Source organism: Lewinella sp. (assembly GCF_050633125.1).
Classification (GTDB): domain Bacteria; phylum Bacteroidota; class Bacteroidia; order Chitinophagales; family Saprospiraceae; genus Lewinella.
In genome coordinates, this window is record NZ_JBOEFX010000014.1 from 1 (window position 1) to 19,199 (window position 19,199).

Annotated in this window: 11 protein-coding genes and 1 pseudogene; 6 read left to right on the plus strand and 6 right to left on the minus strand. The window is 45.1% G+C overall.

Annotation, left to right across the window (positions count from 1 at the left end; all coding sequences use genetic code 11):
* Both ACRBG0_RS03020 and ACRBG0_RS03025 read right to left on the minus strand, forming a co-directional pair.
* A pseudogene (locus ACRBG0_RS03020) lies at positions 1–566 on the minus strand (M61 family metallopeptidase); the annotation flags it as partial.
* Positions 567–579: 13 nt separating this feature from the next.
* The gene (locus tag ACRBG0_RS03025) at positions 580–3,510 is read right to left on the minus strand and encodes a CHAT domain-containing protein (protein ID WP_431485451.1); all 2,931 of its coding nucleotides are present in this window, start codon (positions 3,508–3,510) and stop codon (positions 580–582) included.
* 188 nt (positions 3,511–3,698) lie between these two features.
* Here ACRBG0_RS03025 and ACRBG0_RS03030 point away from each other — a divergent pair, with 188 nt between their 5' ends.
* Complete coding sequence (locus ACRBG0_RS03030) at positions 3,699–5,234, plus strand: S8 family serine peptidase (RefSeq protein WP_431485452.1); 1,536 nt, start codon at positions 3,699–3,701, stop codon at positions 5,232–5,234.
* A 319-nt stretch (positions 5,235–5,553) separates the two neighbouring features.
* On the opposite strand, the gene ACRBG0_RS03035 is transcribed toward ACRBG0_RS03030, so the two are convergent.
* The gene (locus tag ACRBG0_RS03035) at positions 5,554–6,417 is read right to left on the minus strand and encodes an ABC transporter substrate-binding protein (RefSeq protein WP_431485453.1); all 864 of its coding nucleotides are present in this window, start codon (positions 6,415–6,417) and stop codon (positions 5,554–5,556) included.
* An 839-nt stretch (positions 6,418–7,256) separates the two neighbouring features.
* On the opposite strand from ACRBG0_RS03035, the gene ACRBG0_RS03040 reads away from it, so the two are divergent.
* The 3 genes from ACRBG0_RS03040 (at position 7,257) to ACRBG0_RS03050 (ending at position 11,086) form a co-directional block, all read left to right on the plus strand.
* A complete protein-coding gene (locus ACRBG0_RS03040; protein WP_431485454.1) occupies positions 7,257–10,013 on the plus strand; it encodes an ATP-dependent Clp protease ATP-binding subunit in 2,757 nt (918 codons plus the stop codon).
* A gap of 80 nt (positions 10,014–10,093) precedes the next feature.
* Positions 10,094–10,579: a hypothetical protein gene (locus ACRBG0_RS03045; protein WP_431485455.1), complete on the plus strand. Its 486-nt coding sequence runs from the start codon at positions 10,094–10,096 to the stop codon at positions 10,577–10,579.
* Between the two features lie 84 nt (positions 10,580–10,663).
* Positions 10,664–11,086: a VOC family protein gene (locus tag ACRBG0_RS03050; protein ID WP_431485456.1), complete on the plus strand. Its 423-nt coding sequence runs from the start codon at positions 10,664–10,666 to the stop codon at positions 11,084–11,086.
* A 300-nt stretch (positions 11,087–11,386) separates the two neighbouring features.
* On the opposite strand, the gene thiL is transcribed toward ACRBG0_RS03050, so the two are convergent.
* Positions 11,387–12,445: a thiamine-phosphate kinase gene (gene thiL, locus ACRBG0_RS03055; RefSeq protein WP_431485457.1), complete on the minus strand. Its 1,059-nt coding sequence runs from the start codon at positions 12,443–12,445 to the stop codon at positions 11,387–11,389.
* Positions 12,446–12,512: 67 nt separating this feature from the next.
* On the opposite strand from thiL, the gene ACRBG0_RS03060 reads away from it, so the two are divergent.
* On the plus strand, positions 12,513–13,670 hold the full coding sequence (locus ACRBG0_RS03060; RefSeq protein WP_431485458.1) for a lactonase family protein: 1,158 nt from the start codon (positions 12,513–12,515) through the stop codon (positions 13,668–13,670).
* Between the two features lie 175 nt (positions 13,671–13,845).
* Here ACRBG0_RS03060 and ACRBG0_RS03065 read toward each other — a convergent pair whose 3' ends face one another.
* Complete coding sequence (locus tag ACRBG0_RS03065) at positions 13,846–14,496, minus strand: YceI family protein (protein WP_431485459.1); 651 nt, start codon at positions 14,494–14,496, stop codon at positions 13,846–13,848.
* A gap of 126 nt (positions 14,497–14,622) precedes the next feature.
* Positions 14,623–15,501, minus strand: a complete 879-nt coding sequence (locus tag ACRBG0_RS03070; protein WP_431485460.1) for a MerR family transcriptional regulator — start codon at positions 15,499–15,501, stop codon at positions 14,623–14,625.
* A 469-nt stretch (positions 15,502–15,970) separates the two neighbouring features.
* Here ACRBG0_RS03070 and ACRBG0_RS03075 point away from each other — a divergent pair, with 469 nt between their 5' ends.
* Positions 15,971–19,159: a T9SS type A sorting domain-containing protein gene (locus ACRBG0_RS03075; RefSeq protein ID WP_431485461.1), complete on the plus strand. Its 3,189-nt coding sequence runs from the start codon at positions 15,971–15,973 to the stop codon at positions 19,157–19,159.
* Positions 19,160–19,199: the final 40 nt, after the last annotated feature.

The following is a 19,199-nucleotide window of genomic DNA, read 5'->3' on the forward strand; positions in this document are numbered from 1 at the left end:
CCTACGAAGGTGGGACTGTCGTAGAAATAGTAGTAATCAGGTGCTCTGAAGCGGCGGCCACCCACTCGCTGTAGCTGAGTCGCTACCTGCCAATCTGGTTGCTGATCTGATGGTATCAACAATTCCACTGGCCGATCATTGAGGCCCACTCCATATACAAAGGTGGCCGGCATATTGAGGTGCAACTTACGGTTGTCTACCTTGGCATAAGTACCATCAGCACGATTAGCGAAAAGTGTATATTTGAATACAGCACTGCCGTTATGACCTGCTACTGTCCATTGATTTAAGCCAGTTCTGCTTACCGCCAACACTTTGCCGTCTTGAGTGTGAGCTTCTACACTATAAACGTTTTTTGCAAAATTATGAGTAGCATACCGCCCGGGCGACGCCGTTGGCATTCGTACCACCAATGGTTGCGGCGGCAAGGAAGGAAAGGAGACTTCGATATTCAACTCATGGTGTTGAATGTTATTAAGGTCTAACGTATATTGGATGGCTTGCTGCGCATGTGCCGTGAGGCCGATGCTGAGCACAATTAGCGTGCAAATGATCAGGTTCTTCATTTGGCAAAGGTAATTACTTCTCTCGTTTAACAAATACAATCAAAAAGCCTAATCCTACCACCATAACGCCCAATAAAGGCCACCAGGGAGAAGCGGAACGCACCTTTACGGGGTCCACACTGCCAATCACAATGCTAGGTGCCCAGTGTACTGGCTGACGGCTGGTTGGGCTGCTGATTTGGTCGTCCTTTAGATAGATCAATTTCGCTTTTTGGAGGGCAATATCTTTGGGATAACCATGATTCAGTTGTTCGTAAAACAACTTCATGAGTTTTGACGAGGAATTGTCAGGAATACTCCACAAACTAGCCACTACAGAAGGGATACCAGCATAATGAAAAGCTCGGGCCAGCGTCATTGGGCCTTCCCCGGGTTGAAGCTTACCGTAGCCCGTGTTACAGGCACTCAATACGGCCATTTCTCCCGTAAGCTCCAAGCCATAGATTTCGGCAGCTCGCAGAAACAAATCGGAAGAATCTGTTCGTGTGAAGATGAGTGCAGAATTCATTGGAAACTCCAGGTCATAACTACCGTGCATAGAGAGGTGCAGCAAGTTGTAGTCGGTAGCCTCTTGCAGAAATCGCTCTTTGGTTACCTCTTCGTTGAGCCAGCTATCACCTTCCGTAATTGCAACAATATCGCGGACTTCATTGTCAGAAAAAGCAAGCTTGCCAAGGTAGCGCCGAGTCGTATCCAGCGTGAAACCACAGGGCAACGTAAAGGTGGTGTCGATCTCTTGGATCTTGGTGTAGTCGATCTCTTTGAGGTAATCCAGCGTAGCATCATCGTACTCCATGCCAAAGCCAATGAAGCCTTTTTCAGCAGAACGTGGATAGTATTCCTCCTCCAGTAATAGTTTGCTGGAGTAAGCATAACTAAACGCGTATTTTTCGATTAAGAATCCTTCCGCACCGTTCAGCTGTTCGATATTTTTGTACAACAAGGCTTCAAAGGAAAGGTAATTGAGCAGCCCGTCGGGAATAATCACTAGTCGGTTCTTGCGATCATCTAGTTGCGCTAAGGGCTGATCTAATAGTAGATTATAGAAGTAGCGGCCCAGTTGGATATAGGCTTGTTCACAATCTTTTTCGATGCCATTGGTGAGTAACTCTCGGAACAGCTCCACAGAATCGGTTAGCCCTTCGGGAGTGGCTTTTGAAAACACTTGTAGCGCATTGCCATCCATAAGGAAGGTGTAGATACTATCCTGCCCCACAAAGTATTCGATCATGGCCTGATCTTTGGACAACTGCTGTTGAACATCGGCTACCAATGGTGGTTTGTCAGCGCTGTATTTGAGCTGATAATAAGCGGGGTAATTTTTTTCAAGCTGCTGGATAAACTGAAAATAAGCCTGTTCTTTTTCGAAGACGACACTTTGCAGGCTGTCAAAAGCCTCTTCTTTTTGGTAGGCGACGTAGAGTAGGCGCTCCTGTTCGGTAAGTTCATCACGCAGGTTTTTCTCGTCTTCCTGCACCGAAAGCGGCAGTTTAGCGAAAGTCATAGCGCGATCACTTTGCAAACTTTCCAGCAGTAAGATCGCTTTATTACGGGCATTGAGGGCATAAGCCTGTTCTAGGTACTGTCGCTTGCCCGTTTGGGCATACAATTGACGATTGAGTAGGATGCCCAATTCGTAAACCGGCATCACCTGCTGGATGAGGTAAAACTTGGAGAGTGATGACTGGTAGCTTCGTCTACTCTGCGTCACCAAGCGATTAAGGAGGGCTACATCCTGGAGCGCGCGCTGGTTGTCTCCTTGGCTGGCGAGCACTCGCGCGCGGAAGCCGATAATTTCCAACACCCGCTTAAAAGGGCCAATGATACTGATGTTTTCTTCCGCCCCTGTTTCCTTCAACTCTGGCGCGACGACTTGCATTGCTTTTTCGAGAAAAGCGAGGCTACTGTCGTAATTGCCGAGCGCATGCTCCAGCTTACTTTTTTTGAAGTATATCTCCGCAAAACGGGGTCGGCGGCCGGTACTGTCTACTTCCAGCAGCAAGCGTAGTGCTTCGGCGTAGTGGTATTCCGCCTCGTCGTATTCTTTCTTTTGGAGGTAGAGTTGGAGGAGGTTGGCGTGGGAGTTGGAGAGGTTTTCTTTTGTGATTTTTGAAACTCCAACTTTATGTCGATCAAAACGATGGTTGTAATTCTCTAACAAAAGCGGTTCTGCTAATGGAATTTCGCCTAATGCTAGGTGAACTAATCCTAAATTCCCTCGAATAGCTATATTGTCTGAATATCTTGAGTCGTTTAAGTAAGTTAAATATAATTTCTTCGCATCATTATATCGCGCATGATCCATAAGTGTTAATCCCAATGCTATTTTTGTTCGTCTTTCGATAATTGGAACTAAAAAATCATTACCTAGTATTGATTTACCTATCGTAAATGCTGCATTAAAGTCTCCTAGCCTTCGGTTTATTCTCATTAACTCGAAATTCCAATTGACCCAAATAGAATCTTTGTTTTGTGAGTTCTCAATAGTATAGAGAAAACTGATTGCCTCGCCAATACTTTGTTTTGCTTCTGTATATCTACCTATAGAGGACTGGATAGCACCTTTGTTGTAATATGAATTGATTGTAATAATGTGATTTTTTCCGTAAGCTAACTGGTAATAATAAATAGCTGAATCGGTATAATTTAATGAGGTGTCAAATTCTCTGAATCCTAAATAATAAGCAACACTCTTTCTTTGATATAATCGAGCAATTGTAGAATCAGCACATCCTAGTTTTGCACAAAGACTAAAAGCCTCGTCCAAGAAGGGGAGACTTCCTTTGTTATTAATCTTTTCGGCTTTATCTGCCAAAACATGCGCCAATGAATCAGCTGATTGCCCATGTATGGAGGTGAGGCAAAGTATAAAACAAAGAAAGAGTAGATTTTTTTCTATTCTTTGGGTTGTTAAGTATTCAAAAGGGCATTTGGGGTTAATCATTTTTATATCAGTGAGTTATGTGTGGGTTTTTAAGAGTGCACTATTGCTTTAGTATGTTTTTACAAAAAAAACAAGAAAAAATGTCACGTTTTTACTTTTTCAAGCTTATATAGTTGACAAGATATTTGATCAACAAGATAACAACAAAGATGAAAACAGTTGTAAGTACATTTTTAGCATTTTTTTTCATGATAGCTTTATTTGCCCAAAACTTCGTGGCGGATGAATTTATTGTGGAGTATGTGGCAGGAACCACGAGTACAGAGCGCGAGGCAGTACGTGACCTGTTTGGTATCACCAATACCACAGATATCAGTGAGGAGATCGAACTTTGGGCAGATATTACTTTTCCTCTTTTGGTGACAGAGAATGGGGAAACCACTATTGTTGATGATGTGGAAGAGCTGTTGTATTATATCAATATTCAAGAAGGAGATGATGATGGAAATGAAGGAGATGCCTCCGCCATCATCAATAACGGCAACCTAAACCTCCTCCTCCAGCTAGAGCAAGATGGTGTATTCAATGACAATGGAACTTTTGATCCATTGCCCTATTGCGACGATATTCATAATAATCGATTAATTGGAGAAGACCAGAGTAACAATCCTCATCAAAGTGATTTAAAGATCGTAATTATAGATCAACAGACGGGAGGCACAACTAATATGCCTTTCGAAGGCAGCCCATCAAATACAGGGGGCGCGCATGGAAATAAAGTACTATCTGTAATACAAAACATTCTTACTCAAGCTGGCGTGACAGAGATAGAGTATTATAATTTAGTTGCGTTTGATGACGAAGGAACAAGTACGACAAGTGCGCTTATTTCAGCGATAGAAGCTATTATTGAGCAATACCAAAATGGGAGTTGGGATGAAAATGATAAAATCATAGTGAATTTTAGCGCGAATATTGTAATACCTAACGATTTAAACGCTAAAGATTATTTTGGTCTCATTGAGAATGTTTGGGGTAATCTTTTCGGATCAATTAACGGTGGGCCTGGTTACTTTGGAGATAATATTCTCTTAGTTAGTAGTGCAGGTAACCAAGGATCTAACTCGAATAATGTCTTTCCGGGTATTGGTACGAGTGGTTTGTTTGCAGAAATAACAGTTGCAGGTACTCAGGACTGCTTTTCTAAACCATGGGAAGATACTAATGCTAACCCCATCCATTTTGAAATTGCAGCGGAAGCTGATAATCTATTAACCCATGATGGTAGTAATTATTACCTATCCTCAGGAACATCCTTCTCTTCTGCCTTGGTTACGGCAGCACTCGCTCAACTTTCTTTAGAAAACTCTAACTCAAGTATGGATGAAGTTCGTCAATCTCTCTTAAGTAGCTCTGATATCATACCTGCATTAGTGGGAACGGTTCAATATGGAAGAGTCTTAAATTTAAGTAATGCTTATTCACACGAATATGTTGTAAAGCCAATAAGAGCTTCGCAAACCACCTCCCCCCTCACCCTAACCACCACCCCCAACCCATTCTCGACCACCGCATTGGTGACGATAGAATTGCCGGAGGCAGGTGATGTGACCATCAACATGTACAACATGATGGGCCAGCGGGTACACGAAGAATTTATCTCTAACCAGCAGGAGCTATTGGAAATGGAATGGCCTACACCTGCTAAGCTCGCGCGTGGCACCTACCTACTGCGGGTGCAGGTTGGTGAAGCTGTGGAGCAAATGATGATGGTGAAGCAGTAAAATGGTATTGGGTACTGCGTACGAGGTACTTGGATGAGTGACCTTGATGAAGTACAATACTCAATGATGGGAAGTAAACTCCTTCTCAAAAAATAACGCGGTTTTTATTTTAGATGTAAGCAATCCGGTTGCCCTGTGATGGGGTAACCGGTTTTTAAGTACTTGGACAAATGTAATCACGGATTACTTTTTGAGTTTTTTCCTCCTACTCTTCGTACAGTCCTCAACTTGGTAGCTATGGCTACCAGTTTCCGGGCTTCCCTTGATTAGAAGAAAAATAGCTCTAAAAATCAATACCACATTTCTTTTGTCCAAGTACTTAACCTCTGGTCCATACCAGGGGAGGGATGGCTTCCTCTTCGGCGATGATGCCCGCGCTGCGGAGGGAGTAGAGCACACTCTTGAGCATCTTGTTGCTGACCCAGCCGTGGATGGCCCATTCGGTGCTGTGGTACCAGCGCGTTGCATTTTCCTGGGTGATTCCATAGCGTTCACTGACGACCGTTGTGATTTGCTCGTCTTGCATGAAGGTATCACAGGCATCGTGGATGGTACGTAGTAGTCGAACGATGTTGTCTGGCTGATTTTCTAAAACCTTATCCGTAGCTGCAATGACAAAACAAGGCCAAGGAGTGAGGAATTCTCCAATGCGCTTGAGTTGGCCAGACTTGACGAAAGGTTTAGTGGTGTATTTTTCCCAGTAGAAAACATCGGTTTCCTTGCTCGCAAGAGAGGTCAAGGCGCCGTCGAGGTTACGGATAACGTGAAATTGCTCTTTGTTGATGTTTTCGTCTTTGCTATTGGCATCAACAATGGCCATGAGGTGAGAGCCCGAACCGAAGCGACTGATGGCGTATTTTTTATCGAAAATATCGAGATAATTATCCAGAGGATTGTCCGCAGCGGTATGTACACCCCAAGTGAGCGGAGAGATCACATAATTACTGATGATCTTGCTGGGGTTACCATCAATAATGGCTTTGATGATGCCTTCTGTGAGTAAAATGCAGACATCAACATTGTCCTGTTTGAGGGCTTCTGTCATCTGCCCGGTACCTCCTTTGAAGGTCGTCCATTCTACATTGATACCGCGCTTGCGGAACTCTCCTTTCTCTATCGCCAGGTGGATGGGAAGGTTGAAGTGTTCGGGTACTCCACCGATCCGAATTGTATTTTCCTTCATGTGGTAAAGTTAAGAGAAAAAAGATTTCTGCTTTGAAAATTTAGTATTGGGCTGTTCTGAGCCTAATTAAAATTGTTTGATAGGGAGTTTGCAAAAAAAAATCTACACCTTTTGCTATAAATGAGTGGTGGAGGTAGTTATTGGTGGTTCCATGTGATTTTGTGGCGGGTACGATCTATTCGTCCTGAATTATGAAGAACTTTCATGTAGAATTGAGCTTATTTTTCGTTGGCCCCTAAACGTAACTTGGGCTTCAGCCCAAGCGTAAACATGACGCTCGGGCTGAAGCCCTACGGTTGGTATGCATCTCAACTATGTAGGCTCGTCGTAGTCCCAGACTACGATGCTTTATCTTTCTGGTCTCTTGACCAGCGTAAAATGGGCTAATCTTGATTGCTGGTCGGGAGACCAGCGGCATATAACATGTTAGTTCGGAAACTAACATGAGCGATGACGTTAAAAATTAACATATTTGTCAATATTCCACATCGTAGAGGTGTTTTTTTCAGAAGTGTCCCAACCGTAACTGAAGCCCAAGTTGTTTATTACGCGCAAAGCCGCAGAGGGCATAGCCATTTTTCGTGACTAAGGAAAACGCCTGAAGGCCACTGTTTTTTGATGCGTAGGCCAGGGGCCGGAGCACAGCGCAGGGACGAGCAGCGGCAGGGATGGTAGTCCCCGCAGGGGCGAACAGCCTGGTGCCGAGGGACGATGGCAGCCGCCCAAAAAAGCGGGAACTGAACCTTGTTTGGCCGATGAATACTAATGGTTCGTATAAATGGGCAAGGTGGATGTGGATGGGGTTTGTTATATTTGAGACCGCAGATTTAAACTCGAATATGACTTACGATAATTTTACGACTCGCGCCCAGGAAGCTATCATGCAAGGGCAGAAGGTAGCTGGTGGCTTGAGCCAGCAACAAGTAGACACTCCTCACCTGCTAAAAGGTATTCTGGATACGGATGAAAGTGTTGTCCGCTTTTTATTGGAAAAGAATAGTGTAGACCCGCAAGAGCTAATCACAAAGCTGGATCGCTCGATCAGGGACTATCCGAAAGTGGCGGGGAGTGAAAAGCAATTCCTGACGGATGGTGCTAATAAAGCACTAAGCCGAGCGAAAAAGATGTTGCCGGACTTTGAGGATGAGTATATTTCGGTAGAATTGATGCTGTTGGGGATTCTGCAAGGAGAAGATAAGGGCGGGCAAATATTGAAGGATATGGGCCTGACCAACGATGGCCTGCGTGCAGCCATTGTAGCTTTGCGTAAAGGGCGTAAGGTTACCGATCAGAGTGCAGAAGAGAGCTATAATGCCTTGAAGAAATTTGGTATTAACCTGAACGAGCGTGCAGAGACGGGCAAGCTGGACCCCATCATAGGACGGGATGAAGAGATGCGCCGAGTGCTACAGATTTTGTCGCGCCGTAAGAAAAATAACCCGCTGCTGATTGGTGAAGCCGGGGTAGGTAAGACGGCCATTGTAGAAGGTATCGCTTGGCGGATAGTGAAAGGAGATGTGCCGGAAAACCTGAAAAGCAAGCGTATTTACGTGCTGGATATTGCAGCCTTGATAGCTGGCGCAAAATACAAAGGAGAATTTGAAGAGCGCCTGAAGGGAGTGATCAAAGAGACGACCGAATCGAACGGAGAAATTGTACTCTTTATTGATGAAATTCATACCCTGATTGGCGCAGGCGGTGGCAATGGCGCTATGGATGCCGCCAACATTTTGAAACCTGCTTTGGCTCGTGGCGAGCTACGTACGATTGGCGCAACGACGTTGGATGAATACCAGAAGTACTTTGAGAAAGACAAAGCATTGGTGCGGCGTTTTCAGACGGTGTTGATTGAAGAGCCTAGTGTAGAAGATACGATCTCGATTTTGCGCGGATTGCAGGAACGCTACGAGGTGTACCATAAAATTGAAATATTGGATGAAGCGCTGGTGGCTGCTGCCGAGTTGAGCAACCGCTACATTGCTGATCGTCAGCTGCCAGATAAGGCCATTGACCTGATTGACGAAAGTGCTGCCCGCCTGCGGCTAGAGCTGGACAGTGTGCCGGAAGAAGTGGATGAATGGGAGCGCAAGGTGCGCCAGCTGGAAATAGAACGCGAAGCGATAAAGCGAGAAAAGAACAAGGCGAAGCTGGCGAAAATCAATGAGCAGATAGCCAATGCCAAAGAAAAGCGCGATGGGTTGCGGGCCTCGTGGCAGGGAGAGAAGGAAATAGTGGATCTGGTGCAAGGCTTGAAAAAGCAGATGGAAGAGAAAGAGCAGGAAGCGGACCGTGCCGAGCGGCATAGCGACTTTGAGACAGTAGCCAAAATTCGCTACGGTGAGTTGCAGGAGTTGCAAAGTCAGCTGGCTGTGGCCTTGAAGAAACTGGATAAACTGCCTGATGAAAAACGGTTTACCAATGAGGAAGTGACGGCTAATGACATTGCAGAAGTCGTAGGTCGTTGGACGGGTATTCCTGTGGCACGAATGCTACAAAGCGAGAAAGAGAAACTGTTGAAACTAGAAGACGAGCTGCATGAGCGCTTGATTGGACAGGATGAAGCGGTAGTAGCTGTCGCCAATGCCGTGCGCCGCAGCCGTGCAGGGATGCAGGATGAGGGACGGCCTATTGGCTCGTTTATTTTTCTGGGCCCTACTGGAGTGGGTAAAACCGAATTGGCGAAAGCCCTGGCGGAAGTGCTGTTCAATGATGAGCGTGCGATCACCCGAATCGATATGAGTGAATACCAGGAGCGCCACGCGGTGAGTCGCCTGGTGGGAGCGCCTCCGGGGTACGTAGGTTACGACGAAGGTGGCCAGCTAACGGAGGCGGTACGCCGTCGCCCTTATAGTATTGTATTATTGGATGAGATAGAGAAAGCACATCCAGACACCTTTAACATACTGTTGCAGGTATTGGATGATGGGCAATTGACCGACAATCGGGGGCGGGTAGCCAGTTTTAAGAACACCATCATTATTATGACCTCAAATATGGGTGCAGAAGTGATTTTGGAAAACTTTGAAGACCTGGACGCAGTAGGAGAGGAGCATCGTAATGATATTGTTGCCACAACAAAAGAAGAGGTATTTGAAGCCTTGAAAGATAACCTACGGCCAGAGTTTTTGAACAGGATCGACGAACGCATCATGTTTTTGCCGCTCACGAGGGCGGAGATCAAGAAAATTTCTAAGCTCCTTTTACGGAAGACCGAAAAAATGTTGGCCCGCAAGGGAATGGTCATGAAGATCAGCGAACGGGCCTTGGATTGGTTGGCCGAGCGGGGTTATGACCCTCAGTTTGGTGCACGCCCGATGAAGCGTGTAATACAGCGAGACTTGGTTGACGGCCTTTCGAGTATTATCATTGCTGATACTTTTACTACCGGGGATACCATTTATGTTGACCTGGCTGAAGATGCCTTAAGTTTTAGCAAAGAACCTTTTGATCCCAATGCCACTTATACGCCCAAAGCAGCCGTGGAAGCGCCTAAGAAGCGTAGCCGCCGGTCCTCTAAGAAGCGGGAAGATGCAGTTGAGGAACTGAAAAAAGCGACCGACGACCTGAACGACGCTGTGACGGAGTTGGATGGATAGAACAAGTCTAATAAAAAGCCTTATTTTTGCTAAATTACTAAGTACTGTTCCTTTTTAAGGACAGCAAAAAACAAAAGCTCATGAACAGGGTCTTAACCTTCGTTTTTATGCTCGTGGTTGGCTTAACTATTTTGGCTTGCCAGGGCGACAAATCTACTGATAACAGTGCGGTTACTGCACCGGCGGTTGCTCCGGTAACTGCTACCCCTCCTCCAGCAGCAGGTGGTGCAGCGGCTGGTGTTGAACATTATATTTGCCCATCAGGCCACGTGGGGTCTGGTGGTCCTTCACAGGGGGCTTGTGCACAATGTGGTACAGCGCTCGTTCACAATCAGGCTTTTCATGCTAATGATGCTGCGCCAGCCGCCGCGCCAGCCGCGCAGAATCCTATGCTTCAGAACCCTGGGGCTCCGGCAGCAGCGGCTCCTCCTACTGAGCCTGCTCAGAATGCAGCTGGTGTATGGCATTATACGTGTTCTGCTGGTTGTGCAGGAGGAGGTGCTTCGGCAGTGCCTTGCTCACAGTGTGGTGCAACGCTGGCACATAACCAAGCATACCATAACTAGTAGCTAACTTTCTATGTTTTTACCACATAGCCATCTCGTTTTAATTTAAACTTGGTGGTTATGTGGTGAAAATTACCTTTTCTTATGAATCCAGAAAAAAAAGTCGACTTCAATATTGATTTTCTGGATCATGTTGCTATCCGTGTGAAGGATATGGAAGCATCGGCCCGATGGTACGAAGAAGTACTGGGCCTTAAACGTTACGAGCCTGCCCGTTGGCGGCCTTTCCCTACCTTTTTATTGGCGGGAAAGACAGGCGTAGCACTTTTTCCTGCCAATATGGAAGACCAGCCTTTGGATGCTTCTTCCAAGCATATAAAAATTGACCATTTCGCTTTTCAATTGAGCCCGGCTGACTTTGCCAAGGCCCAAGTGCACTATACCCAATTGGGAATTGTCTACCATTTTCAAGACCATCATTATTTTCATTCTCTCTATACCAAAGACCCCGATGGGCATACGGTAGAGTTGACAACGCTGGTGGTTGAGGAGGGTGATTTCTATTAAATTGGCTTTGCCAAAAGTCGTAAAGGGATACGCAGCGATTGCATCGCCACTTAGAGTAGATGGTAGAGGGGCTTTACCTTCAGTGATTACTACAGTGATCGTCACTGCGTTCCTCAGAGTTGTCCCTACGCGGTCCTCGGAGTTGATAATGCTAGTAGAAACAGCCTGTCAATTTTCCAACATTGGCTTTTTTACGCGAAGTTGGGAATTGATTCCTGATTGTTCACTATCCCTCTACCCTCTACGCTGAGGGTGCGAAGTAGCCCGAACCCATCTACGGACTTTTGCCGAAAGTCAAGTTTACCCTTTATTAGGATTGAAATGCACCCAGCCTTGCGCTTGCAAGGGATGGATGTTGCCACCTTTGGTGTGTAGTACAACACCGTCTTTGGCTGCGGTGATTTCGCCTGCAATATAAATATCTGGCAGGTATTTTACCTTTTCCAGGTCGCGGGGATCGACGGTAAAGAGGAGTTCGTAATCTTCGCCTCCGCTGAGGGCACAGGTGATGGGGTCAAGTTTGAAATCTAGCGCCAACAATTGGGCATCAGGGTGAATAGGTACCCCGCTTTCTTCCAGAAAAGCCCCTACGCCGGAGGCCTTGCAAATGTGGAATAATTCACTGGCTACCCCATCCGAGACATCAATCATGGAGGTAGGGATCAATTTTGCTTTATCAAACTGTTCGATCATATCCCGGCGAGCTTCCGGCTTGAGCTGGCGACCGACACAGTAGGTTTGGTTCTCAAGGTTGGGTTGAACTTCTGGCGAAGAGAGGTAGATCTGCTTTTCTCTTTCCAGTATTTGTAAACCTAGGTAGGCTGCACCAACATTGCCGGTGATACAAATAATATCTCCCACTTTTGCACCAGAGCGATAGGCCAGCTTGTCTTTTTCCCCTTGCCCAATAGCTGTGACACTGATGACCATTCCTTTGTTGGAAGAAGTAGTGTCGCCTCCGATGAGGTCGACCCCATAGTGCTCACATGCAAGGTATACCCCTTCATAAAACTCTTCCAGTGCTTCTACTGAAAAGCGGTTGGAAAGGCCGAGTGACATGGTGATTTGCCGTGGGCGGGCATTCATGGCGTAAATATCCGATAGGTTGACAACAACCGATTTGTAGCCTAGATGCTTGAGAGGAGTATACATCAAGTCAAAATGTATGCCTTCAACCAGCATGTCGGTAGAAACAACAGTCTTGAAGTTGCCATTGTCAATCACAGCAGCATCATCGCCTATTCCTAGATATGAGGATGCATTGAGAAGTGGGAACCGCTGCGTAAGATGTTCAATCAAACCAAATTCACCTAATGTATTTACATCCGTACGTTGCGGTTGCTCTGCTTGCTGGGCCATGTCCGTTTTTTAGATTTCTCGACAAAGTTAGGGGTATTTACTAACTTTCCGTTCTTAAACATCTCCAATGAAGATAAGGTTACCACTATTCCTCGTTTTTATCAGCCCAGTTTTTCTTATGACCAGTTGCTACGAACCGCCAAGTGATCAGCAATCTGCAATGATGGAAGAAGCAGAAGTATGGGTAGGCACTTATACTCGAAAAGAAGGCCATGTAGACGGCAAAGCCGCGGGCATTTACCGGCTTCAATTTAAAGAAGACAGTTTGCTTTCTTCTCATACGACCGAAGATATTGTAAACCCTTCTTTTTTGTGTTTGTCACCTGATGGCGGTCGCGTTTATGCGGTAAGCGAGCTAGGGCCTGATGTGGATACGACGGGATATGTGTATAGTTATCAACAGGAGGGAGAAAAGCTGATGCTAATCAATCGGCAGCCGACCTTCAGTTTTGCACCTTGCTATGTGAGTGTTCACCCTAATGGTGAGTGGCTATATGTCGCCAATTATGTTGGAGGGATGATTGCTCGTTACCCGGTAGCAAAAAATGGGCAAATAAAGGCAGCTACTGATACCTTACGTTTAGTAGGGCAAGGGCCTAACGAAAGGCAGGAAAGTTCACATCCACATTCTGCGACTGTTAGCCCAGATGGATACTGGGTGATGGTAGCTGACCTAGGGGCTGATCAAGTGCATACCTTTCGGGCAGAAGGACCGTCTTGGGAGTTGGTCGCCACGGCGGAAGTGCCGGGAGGCAGTGGTCCACGACATCTGGCTTTTCATCCCCGTGCGCCATACGCTTATGTACTTAATGAGCTGAATAATACCGTCACAGGCTTTCATTATAATGCTGAAAATGGCGCCTTGAATATCATTGATCACTGGTCTACACTGCCGGATGATTTCAAGGATTTTAGCTTGGGTGCGGATCTACATTTTAGCCCTGATGGTGAATATTTGTACGCTAGCAATAGGGGGCATGATTCTTTGGCAGGCTTCCGGGTAGACACGCGAGATGGTAGCTTGGAGTCTGTTGGTTATTTTTCTACGCGAGGAACCTTTCCTCGAAACTTTGCGATCCACCCTGGAGGAAAAACCTTGTTGGTTGCCAATCAGAATTCTGACAATGTGGTACAGTTTACCATAGATACTAAAAATGGGAAGCTACGTTACGAGCAGGAATGGGAAGTGAAAACGCCTGTTTGTTTGCAGTTTGCAGAAAAGTAAAATAGAAGCTATAGTTTAGGCGGTAGAAAAAATTACGGCATAGGACGAACCGCAAAACCTATAGTTAAAAACGAAACCCCATGATTTCACTAATAGAAATCATGGGGTTTCGTACAAAAAGCCAGATAAGCTACTCTTTTCAGATGCTTATTGACTTATCCCTTGCTCTAAGAGCTTATTTTGTAGAGAGATTGATTTGTAGTGCAATCTCGTTCTTAATAGCCTTGTCTTTCAAAGCACCAGCTGCTGTAGAGCCATACATTACTCCCCATTGAGTGCGATCAATAACAAATTGGGGCGTCTTGGCAGAAATACCACTTTCGTTGATAGAAACCATTGCCGGAATAGTAATGCTTTTACTGATATCCTTCATAGTGAGGTTTCCTGTGATCTTGTGAGTAGCCTCAGCATTACCTTCTACTGCTTCAACAGATGTGATTTCGAAAGAAGCTTTGCCAAATTTTTCTACTTCAAAGAAATCGCCGGTAGAAAGGTGGCCAACTAGTTTCGCTTTCATTTCTTGAGGCGTTTCATCGGTCACTTCAATGGTACTCATGTCAATGATGAAGTTACCACCTACCAAATTGCTACCTGCTGTCATCAAATTGCCTTCAGCAATCTGAATAGTACCGGTATGCTGGTCGCCTGTAAATTTAGCACCAATCCAGTTGATCATGCTAGCATCGGTATCAACAGCTACCGAAACAGTTTCAACTGCTGGCGCAGTAGTTTCTACAGCTTCCTGAGCCTCTACTTGTTCTCCTTCTGGAGCTGCACCACAAGCTGCCAACATTAGGGCAAGCGCTAAAATCATTATATTCTTCATAAAAAAATCAAGTTAGTTGTTTAATAACATTTTGCTAAACAGCGTGCCAATCAACATTGTTGTATCAACATTAATTATTTTTTCAATAGGATGCAATTAAGGTGTTCTTGGCGTGAAGACACTTTATTATTGATCAATAAATTGAAGCATTTGGTCTAGGCTCTTGAGTACAATAACGTGATCTGGAGCCTCTACCTGTTGTGCGACAACCTGATAGCCGGACAAAAGTATTTTAGTGTCTGGAAAAGTCTCCGCAAGTCGATCGACGTAATTTTGGACGGGTTCCTTCGCAAAAGTTTCGGTAATCATTGTGAAAATGAATGACGGTTTCTGAATGCGATTAGCATCTACTAGATCGGAAAGGGAGATGTCTTGCCCAAGATACAACACATGCCTGCCGCGAGATTTGAGGAGGTAATGCATGAATAGCAAGGAGAGTTCCTGTCGTTCTCCTTCAGGGAGATACAGGATGATCTTTTCGACTTCGCTTCCACTTGAAAGCGGAGTAACATTGATGGCACTGATGATCTTTTGCCGGATCAGGTAACTGATGAAGTTTTCTTGTACAGGAGTAATTGACCCAGTGAGCCAAAGTAAACTGAGTTTGTCAAGGAAAGGATAAATAACTTCCATCATCGTCCGTTCAAAACCAATTTGGTCGATATTGGTGTTGATGATGCGGTCAAATTTATTTTCGTCCATCTCAATCATAGAGATAGTTAGCGCATCAAGTTGGGTTCCATCCTCAAAGTTGATTTCTGAGATAGCAGCTATTTTTTCTGCCAATTCCTCTTCTTTCATTTTGGCAATCTTAGAGATTTTGATGCCATTCTTGTTAAGGAGAGCTACATTCAATAGAGTGCGGAGGTCTTCGTCTTGATAATATCGGATGTTGGTTTTAGTTCGCTGCGGAGCTAAAATACTGTATCGCTGTTCCCAAATACGGATAGTGTGGGCTTTGATGCCTGAGAGTTTTTCCAGATCCTTGATGGAATAGACTGCCACCCGTAGATTATTTTATTATCAATGCTTTAGCGGTGCGGGCTTAATCAGCTTTGCTAAAGGAATACCTAGTTGAAAAAAAGGTAAAACAATGGAACGCCGGTTTAACAACGAAAGAAGTAAAAGGTTTAGAACTTCAGGGTTCAAAATGTTTAGAGTCGAGAATGATTTTAGAAAAAATATTGAGCTCCATTTAATATTATTCTAATACTTCTTTGTCATAAAGCAGCTAGTCAGGTAAAATAAAGTGGGCGTTTAAGGATTTTTGGCTAATTTTAGCACACTTTGTGGATCATCTTAAATGAGCAAAAATCGTTCGTAGAGTACGAGAAACTACTTTCTGTTTTTTCACGGTCTTTTTGCCAATGAATATGCTTGAAATGAACTGCGTAGTTGATTATTAGGAAATCGAAATTGAGAAATCAATTTTTCTGCATTATTTAGCAACCTTCTGCCAAAAAAGATAAGCTTCATGAGCTGGAAATTTACACTGTATACGTTTGTATTATTCACCCTGAGCGCCTGGCAACTCTCGGGCCAGTCCTGTGGTGAATTCTTCTATGATTCTGGTGGCCCCGATGGGCAATACCTGAATAACGAAATTCAAAGTTGGACTTTTTGCCCCGACAATCCAGGAGACCTAGTTACCCTCAATTTTACTTTTGTAGATGTTGAGGCTTGCTGTGACGACCTAGGTGTTTATAATGGCACCGGTACAGGAAATCCATTGAATCTCGATGTTCAAGATCCGGAAAGCTTCACGTCTTCCGCAGCCGATGGTTGTTTAACGGTAACCTGGAGTTCTGATTTCTCAGTTGTAAATGATGGTTGGGAGGCCTTGATAAGCTGTAATCCTCCGCCCCCTTGTCCAAACCCGACATTACTAACTGTAAGCGATGTTCTTGGAACAGGCGCTACATTCTCGTGGACTCAAGAGGATAATGTGAATACTTGGGATTTGGAAATTCTACCTGCTGGTACGCCAAGCACCGGCATTCCCACAATTGCAGATGTTACCGATAACCCATTTATGTGGGATGGTGCAGAATCGGGTACTTCCTACGATGTTTACGTACGTGGTCATTGTGAAGATGAGGGTGAATTCTCTAACTGGGTAGGGCCATTGAGTTTTACAACAGCTTCTGGGTGTGGAGACAGTTTCTTCGATAGCGGTGGCCCTGATGGCACTTATCAGAACAATGAAATAGAAACCTATACCTTCTGTCCTGATACTCCTGGCGACTTGGTTACGCTTAACTTTATCTTTGTTGACGTGGAAACCTGCTGTGATGATCTTACCATTTATAGCGGATCGGGTACAGGTGGTCCTGTGCTTAATGCTGATTTAATTGCACCAGAGTCGTTTACGTCTGTGTCTTTAGATGGTTGTATTACCGTGACTTGGGATTCTGATGGTTCGGTAATACGTGAAGGTTGGGAAGCAATTGTATCTTGTGCCCCTGCGCCTCCATGTCCTAATCCTTCTTTTCTAGAAGTTGTAGCCGCTACCTCTAATGGGGGTGTTTTAGGCTGGTCTCAAATAGGTAATGTTACCGTTTGGGACCTTGAGATTGTTCCTGCTGGAACAATGCCTACAGGAGTAGCTACAGTATCCGATGTTACCGACAATCCTTACACCTGGACTGGTGGTGAAAGTGGTACGGAATATGATTTTTACGTTCGTGGCCATTGTGAAGACGAAGGCGAGTTTTCTAACTGGGTAGGCCCAGTTTCTTTTACCACTATCCCAGAATGTGGCGATAGCTTCTTTGACTCGGGTGGTGCTGATGGTAACTATCAAGACAACGAATTCGCAACTTATCTTTTCTGTCCCGACAATCCTGGAGAAGCCATTATCATTGATTTTTCTTTTGTTCAATTATCATTCAACGATATCATTTCAGTATTTAATGGTGAGGGTACAGATGATCCGCTGAGTACGAATGTTTCTGGGCCAGAGCTTTTTGTTTCCACAGCTGATAATGGTTGTTTGACCGTTATTTTTAGCTCTAATGGAGGTACCACGAATGCTGGCTGGGAAGCATCAATAACCTGCTCCCCTTGTATTCCTGATCCAATTATCCTTACGCCAGATGTGTCGGTAGAATTTTTCGATGCTTCTTCGGTAGACATTTTAGTCAACCTTGCTGGGCTTGATACCTTCATGATCGAGTATGATACGGTTGGGTTTGAGTTGGGCACTGGAAATACCTTGATGACGGATGACTCGCTGGTAACCATCAATAATTTACCCGAAGGGACGGACTTTGAATTCTATGTGGTCAACTTATGTCCGGATGGGCAAGCGACGGTTGTTCTGGGGCCTTTCAGTTTCTCTACCATATACTACAATGATGTTGGAATTACCAATGTCATCGCTCCAACGGATGAGTGTGGTTTAGGCAATGGCGAACCTATTCGGGTTGAGATAACCAACTTTGGCCAATACCCTCAGACTTTATTCCCGCTGAACTACAGCATTAATGGTGTGCTTTCTGGTGTAAACCAGCCTGTTGATGGCTTTTTTACTGGAATCGTTAGCCGTGATAGTATGGAAGCATTTGAGTTTGACCTCAATTACGATTTTGACTTGCCCGGTGAATACACCATTCAGGTATGGACCGAAATGATGAATGACGGTGATGTAGAAAATGACACTTTCACCATCGTTGTGACGCGCTTCGCACCACCATTATTTGAAGACTTCGAGGCAGGGGCTGCTCCTGAATACATTACGACCAGCGGAACTATATATGCGCCTTTGGCTCATGATAACGAAACCTTCGTACTTGGTGCTAACCTCTTTTTTGCAGGGGCGGAACTTATTGTTGATCTACCAGTGCTTGGCCCAATCCAAGAAACGGATACGTTGTTCTTCGATTACCGTTATGTGGAATGGTTTGCTGGCACAGAAGCTACGATGGATCTGACCGCAACAGATTTACTTTCTGTGCTTATCTCTACAGACTGTGGTGAAACCTTTGGTATCGCCTTCTTGCAGTCAGGTACGGATCATGAGCCAACTACAGACCTCCGCACGGTATCGGTACCTTTAGCAGACTTTGCAGGGGAAAATGTCCAGATTCGAATTGCTGGCTCTTATGGCAGTGGAGGAGCCGATTATTGGCTTGATTTTGACAATATCAACTTGCCACGTTGTGATGGACTCGGTATAACGGCAGAAATCACGGACGCTACTCCTGGTCTTGATGATGGTGCCGCTACGGCAATTCCTGCTAGTGGTATTGCTCCATTTGAATACTTGTGGTCAACAGGAGATATGACGGAAACCATTACTGATTTAGCTCCTGGTGATTATACAGTAACGATTACTGATCGCTTTGGATGTAGTGATGAGCTTATGGTTACCGTCGATGTAATGGTAGGAACGGAAGAGGTTATCGACCTTATTGGTAACATCTCCTTGGCTCCGAACCCTACTCAAGGACAAAGCAATGTACGTGTCGACTTTAATCAAAGTGTCGATGCGCGTATTGATGTGATCAACCTCATGGGGCAGCAAATTTGGCAAAGTCCGATTTTGGAGCGCGTCAATACGGTTAACGAAACGGTTGACTTGAGTCAGGTTCCTGCGGGCATTTACCTGGTTCGTATTCAGGCTGCTGGGCAGGTGAAGACGATTAAGCTAGTTAAGTCTTAAAGTATCCTAATCGGTTACGATATAATGAGCGCCACTTCTG

What these genes read in the sequence shown, in the direction of transcription:
- ACRBG0_RS03025 (WP_431485451.1), bottom strand. Translation starts at nt 3,510, where the DNA reads ATGATTAACCCCAAATGCCCTTTTGAATACTTAACAACCCAAAGAATA.
- ACRBG0_RS03030 (WP_431485452.1), top strand. Translation starts at nt 3,699, where the DNA reads ATGATAGCTTTATTTGCCCAAAACTTCGTGGCGGATGAATTTATTGTG.
- ACRBG0_RS03035 (WP_431485453.1), bottom strand. Translation starts at nt 6,417, where the DNA reads ATGAAGGAAAATACAATTCGGATCGGTGGAGTACCCGAACACTTCAAC.
- ACRBG0_RS03040 (WP_431485454.1), top strand. Translation starts at nt 7,257, where the DNA reads ATGACTTACGATAATTTTACGACTCGCGCCCAGGAAGCTATCATGCAA.
- ACRBG0_RS03045 (WP_431485455.1), top strand. Translation starts at nt 10,094, where the DNA reads ATGAACAGGGTCTTAACCTTCGTTTTTATGCTCGTGGTTGGCTTAACT.
- ACRBG0_RS03050 (WP_431485456.1), top strand. Translation starts at nt 10,664, where the DNA reads ATGAATCCAGAAAAAAAAGTCGACTTCAATATTGATTTTCTGGATCAT.
- thiL (WP_431485457.1), bottom strand. Translation starts at nt 12,445, where the DNA reads ATGGCCCAGCAAGCAGAGCAACCGCAACGTACGGATGTAAATACATTA.
- ACRBG0_RS03060 (WP_431485458.1), top strand. Translation starts at nt 12,513, where the DNA reads ATGAAGATAAGGTTACCACTATTCCTCGTTTTTATCAGCCCAGTTTTT.
- ACRBG0_RS03065 (WP_431485459.1), bottom strand. Translation starts at nt 14,496, where the DNA reads ATGAAGAATATAATGATTTTAGCGCTTGCCCTAATGTTGGCAGCTTGT.
- ACRBG0_RS03075 (WP_431485461.1), top strand. Translation starts at nt 15,971, where the DNA reads ATGAGCTGGAAATTTACACTGTATACGTTTGTATTATTCACCCTGAGC.